The organism is Bacillus sp. AY2-1 (genome assembly GCF_008368965.1).
GTDB classification, from domain to species: Bacteria; Bacillota; Bacilli; order Bacillales; family Bacillaceae_G; genus Bacillus_A; species Bacillus_A thuringiensis_S.
This window is the reverse complement of the sequence record NZ_QPEL01000214.1, coordinates 1-4449: the sequence shown is the minus strand read 5'-3', so window position 1 is coordinate 4449 and position 4449 is coordinate 1. Positions and strand designations below refer to the sequence as shown.

Genomic DNA, 4449 nt, shown 5'->3' with positions numbered 1-4449 from the left:
TGAGATTGTACTAGTATGATAGAATAGATTTAACTGTATGACGTAGGGTGGTTGGTTGCTGTCCTTTCTCTTTTTTTTATGTAGAGGGAAAGGAGGTGACTCCTATGATGGAATATTTACTGTCTTTGCTACAGGATTTGCTGAAAGTATTTTTGATAATTCTTGTTACCGGTTATGGAAACAAACTGGTGAGTAATATTAGCAAAAAACGTCAAAGAACCTCCCTACGCCGTCGGAAGCAAAAGGGAAGTTCTAGAAAAAGAAGATAACTTTATTTAGTAACTACCCGCCTTACGGCAACAGTTACCTGAAGAGATGTATCGAGTATCTCTTCTTTTATTATATACCCAAGATATTACTGTAATACTACTGTAGTAATAATTATATCAAATGAACATAAAAAATCAAAGAGTAAACAATGGCTGTAATGGACAAAAAAAGACACCCTAAGGTGCATTCTTCTGACTTGAACCACTTTAATTTTAATAATATGTATTGGACTCCCATCCAAATATTATTTCCCTCTGATTAAAATGTTTCTTCAATAAGTTTACAGACGTTTAATCGTTTGTTTTGTTTCCCTTAACGCTTGAAATTTATAGCAACGCTTCCTTTCTGATTGGCCGACAGTTTAAGCATTTTACCTTCATAGATACAATTCGCTATGTCTATAAATACAAGACGGTAGACACGCCCCCATGATGATATTTCCAAAGGTAACTCTGGATGTTTACGCCAAACTTCGAATTCTTGAGTAGTTATGAAATATAGGCTTTTCGATTCATCAATTTCACGTTCGCTTTGTGGATCGTTAAGAAATGGAATCAATAAGTGGATCATTTTATAAGCTTCATCTTTTGTAAGAGGTTGCACATGTGTTTCGCTTTTAATGGACATATTACTTCACTACCTTATCCATAACTTCTTTATATTTATTAAGCTCATCAGCTTTCATATCTCCATTCATCTGTAAAAGAAAATTACCCTATGCATATGTATGCGAGAAAAGTATTGGGGCTGAGTTTCCTAACTCATCATAGTACTTCTTAGCTTTCTCTAAGTCTTCTTTCTTACTAAATTCAAACACACGGCCGCGTTTATCTTCCCCTAATGTTGGAGTAAGGATTCGTTTTCCATCTTTACGCATATTACCGAACTCTTTTTGTGGTAAATCCGTAACATTTTCAGCTTCTATACCAGCTTTCTTAAACTCAATAATAAGTGAAGTTGTAGTAACCGGTTCGGGTTTCTTAGCTTCTTGTTTAGGTTTTGATTCAATTGCAGTTTTATCATTAGAACTACAAGCAGACATCCCCATAAGTAATGCGCTACATGCTAATGCAGTGAGTAATTTGCGTTTCATTGCGTTACCTTCAGTATGTATTAGTTATATAAGTTAAAATGTAAGATTTCTCATTTCATGGTAGCAAAAAAGTTATCTATATATTGTAGTATTCTGTCGAAAGGAAAGGAAATAAAAAAGAGAGTGGTATTCTCTCTTGAAAAAGTTACCCATGAGGTAGAAATTGCTGATATTGTTGTAGATGTTGTAATTGCTGCCAATTTTGTGTCGGTAAAATATGAGGGTGAGCATATAGCATCCAGGGTGGAATTGGAAAAGGTCCAGTTGGCGTTATTATAGGCATAGTATCTTCTGTAAAGTAACCATAAGTTGGAGCATGATAGAAAGTAGGTCCTTGTCTATAAAAATATACGTTCAAATGTATCTCTCCTTTAAATATTTATTTTAAAGTAATGTACGTATTTTGAAGGATTTGGATTATTTATAGAGTTTTTGAAGGCTACATAGGATGAGGAGTACATATTGATTTACAGGCATTATAATTTCCACCTGTGTACATCATACAACGTTGGAAGCATAAAGAAGGATTATACGAATATAGAAATATAGGTGTTGGTTGCCAGTATGTTGAATATGGAGACCAATATGATGGTTGTTGTATATAAAATTCCGGATACATATTTTTTCCTCCTAACATAATTTAAGGCTTACTTGTTGTATTATATCTAGTTAAGAACATTGTTGATAATTGTCCATTTAGAATTGGGGGAACATCTAAAAGAAAAGAAAAAAGAGAGTAATTTGCTCCCTCAACACATTTGATGAAAAATTGTAAAATTGCACCTCTACAATGTAATTGAATTAAAGTATATCTTTGTTGACATCCATCTAGCCCTTCGTAATCTCTTTGAATGCAATTGAATAGTGATCGTATTTTCAAAGCTAAGAAGGCGGTCTATAGAGATTTAAAAAAAGACGCAAGCACCTTTAAACTTTCAAAATCAGGTTCGTGACAATCCGTTTTCAAATTCTTAATTTGCCTCCGTGATAATCTAGTCCTCTCCGAGAGTTGTTCCTGCGTTAAACCGAAAGACTTTCTGAGATTTTTAATGTTTTGGTAAATTGTAGTTTTCATAATTTGAATATAATAAACACCCCCAATTAAAAAAAGAAGAAATAAAAATTCTACATACTTAAGTAAATCTATATCATGTGAAAAATCCATTTTTAAATAAAACATTATAAAATTTAAATATTAAAATATAATGTTTTTATATCGAAAATATTTTTCCCAAACCAAAAATCATTCCTAGCCTCCTCTTTTCACCATTAAACCTAATTTATACAGGATAAATAAAAAAAGAGGATCTCCCCATAGTAGAGCAAATCCTCTCTTTCACTTCACATACACATAGGCTTCGTTTGCTGTTATATAATATGTTTTACCTTTACTATTGTGCACTCTATATTATGATAAATTATATGCAATTACCTTTGCATCAATAATAAATCCTAAACCCATATATACAGTACCAGCAACATCTTTATCCTGCCAAGATGGAGAATCATAGAATCGTAAATTATTTACTTTTGAAATAACTCTTTTACCAATTACTGTAGTAGGTTCAATGCCTTGTTAACGAATATATGAAGAATCATAATAAATCCATTGGTTACCACCAAGATGTGACCAGTTACCTAATTTACTCCATACTTTATAAGCCTCACCTTTTTGTAGCTTACGAATAATACTATTTTCTGTTGATAGTCCAGAGCGGAGATTTACATTGTATCCTTCAATATATGCAATACCATTCGACTCTACTGTACCAGGTATTTCATTGGTTTTTTGTGGTTTGATATCCACTGTAACCGTGCTCCCGTTATAAACTTTTAACACGTCTGCTCGGAAATTAGCCTCAGATACGCCATGACTACGAAGATAATCCAGTGAATCTTCATGGTCTGTCCCACCTAATTTATAAGTAATATCCCTATGTGTCCATAATGCTTTAGAGAGATGAATATTTCGTTCTCGCAATTTCTCCTATTAATTCTATATATTTTTCATATGAACGTTTAAATTTCAATGGATCACTTGTCCCACACAATTCAGCATGAACAAATCTAGCATATGCTGCTAGACCTGCCCCCCATGCCTGATGATTTGTAGATGCAATTTGAATCTTTTCATCCCAATCGACTGCGTAGTGAACAAACGCTGTTCTTTCCAATCTTCATGCTTCTTTATAAATGCCTGCAATTTGTTATACATTAAAAAAGGTTTCCAGCCTATAACAGGAAACCTTTTAGGTGTTATTAACCTACAAATCTAAAATTTTAACAATCTGACGAGCCTTGGCATTATCTATATAATAATGCATCTCTAATCCTCTTCTTTCTGAGCGGAGTACGGTTCCCCTCAATTTTGATAAATGTTGTGAAACAGTGGATTGGGGGAGTCTTAATATTTCCGTTAACTGTGTAACATTACACATTTTATGGTGCATTAATTCATTTACAATTTGTAATCGAACAGGATGTGCCATTACTTTTAATACATCTACATCTTCTTCTTGGATTTCAGCTAGATCTCTTTCAGATATTAATGTTATCATTTCACATTCTCCTTTATTATTAATTTCTATTTTCCTTTTATTCTTATAATTAATACTTATAGCTGATTACCATTTGTCCTGTTGAGAAAATATATTCTCTTTTTAAAACAAAAAGGACACTAATTCATTAAAACGTTTTTACTGCTTTAATGAATTGGTGCCCTCTAATTTTTTGAACCAAATATATCTTATTTTAAAGGATATTTTCGATTCTTTTTTCTCACATCTAGTAAAAATTTTGTATTTTTCTTTAAAATTCACATTAAGAATATTATGTAAATAGCGAAAGCATAAGTTTACGGCAAACTTATACTTTTTATCACATTCCACACCAATTAAGATAGTTAACACTATTACTTTATTACTAACTATCTTAATTGAATATTAGTAATAGTAAGTCTAAATATTATCAATTCACTTTATATTACATATATGTAAAAATAATAACATGATAAGCTTTTTCAAATTTTTCTCCTAATAAAGATTTGAAAATAGTATTTCAATACTCTCCTTACTGTTAATATGCCT

5 protein-coding genes and 2 pseudogenes are annotated in these 4449 nt (G+C 31.9%); 1 reads left to right on the top strand and 6 read right to left on the bottom strand.

The window, feature by feature from the left end:
• The first annotated feature begins 104 nt into the window (after positions 1-104).
• The gene (locus DN403_RS31475) at positions 105-269 is read left to right on the top strand and encodes a hypothetical protein (protein WP_176546534.1); all 165 of its coding nucleotides are present in this window, start codon (positions 105-107) and stop codon (positions 267-269) included.
• 313 nt (positions 270-582) lie between these two features.
• Here the strand turns inward: DN403_RS31475 and DN403_RS28935 are convergent, their stop codons facing one another.
• From DN403_RS28935 to DN403_RS28910, 6 genes and pseudogenes are all read right to left on the bottom strand, one after another.
• Positions 583-897 carry a hypothetical protein gene (locus tag DN403_RS28935; RefSeq protein ID WP_149186037.1) on the bottom strand — a complete coding sequence of 105 codons (315 nt, stop codon included), beginning with the start codon at positions 895-897 and terminating at the stop codon, positions 583-585.
• 1 nt (position 898) lies between these two features.
• Positions 899-1363: pseudogene (locus DN403_RS28930) on the bottom strand (stress protein).
• A gap of 145 nt (positions 1364-1508) precedes the next feature.
• The gene (locus DN403_RS28925; RefSeq protein ID WP_141550186.1) at positions 1509-1721 is read right to left on the bottom strand and encodes a hypothetical protein; all 213 of its coding nucleotides are present in this window, start codon (positions 1719-1721) and stop codon (positions 1509-1511) included.
• A 537-nt stretch (positions 1722-2258) separates the two neighbouring features.
• Positions 2259-2438 (bottom strand): helix-turn-helix transcriptional regulator, encoded by a 180-nt coding sequence (locus tag DN403_RS31470; RefSeq protein WP_179958956.1) that lies wholly within the window; start codon positions 2436-2438, stop codon positions 2259-2261.
• A gap of 261 nt (positions 2439-2699) precedes the next feature.
• Positions 2700-3540, bottom strand: a pseudogene (locus tag DN403_RS32040) (N-acetylmuramoyl-L-alanine amidase); the annotation flags it as partial.
• A gap of 87 nt (positions 3541-3627) precedes the next feature.
• Positions 3628-3921 (bottom strand): ArsR/SmtB family transcription factor, encoded by a 294-nt coding sequence (locus DN403_RS28910; protein ID WP_048564940.1) that lies wholly within the window; start codon positions 3919-3921, stop codon positions 3628-3630.
• Positions 3922-4449 lie beyond the last annotated feature (528 nt).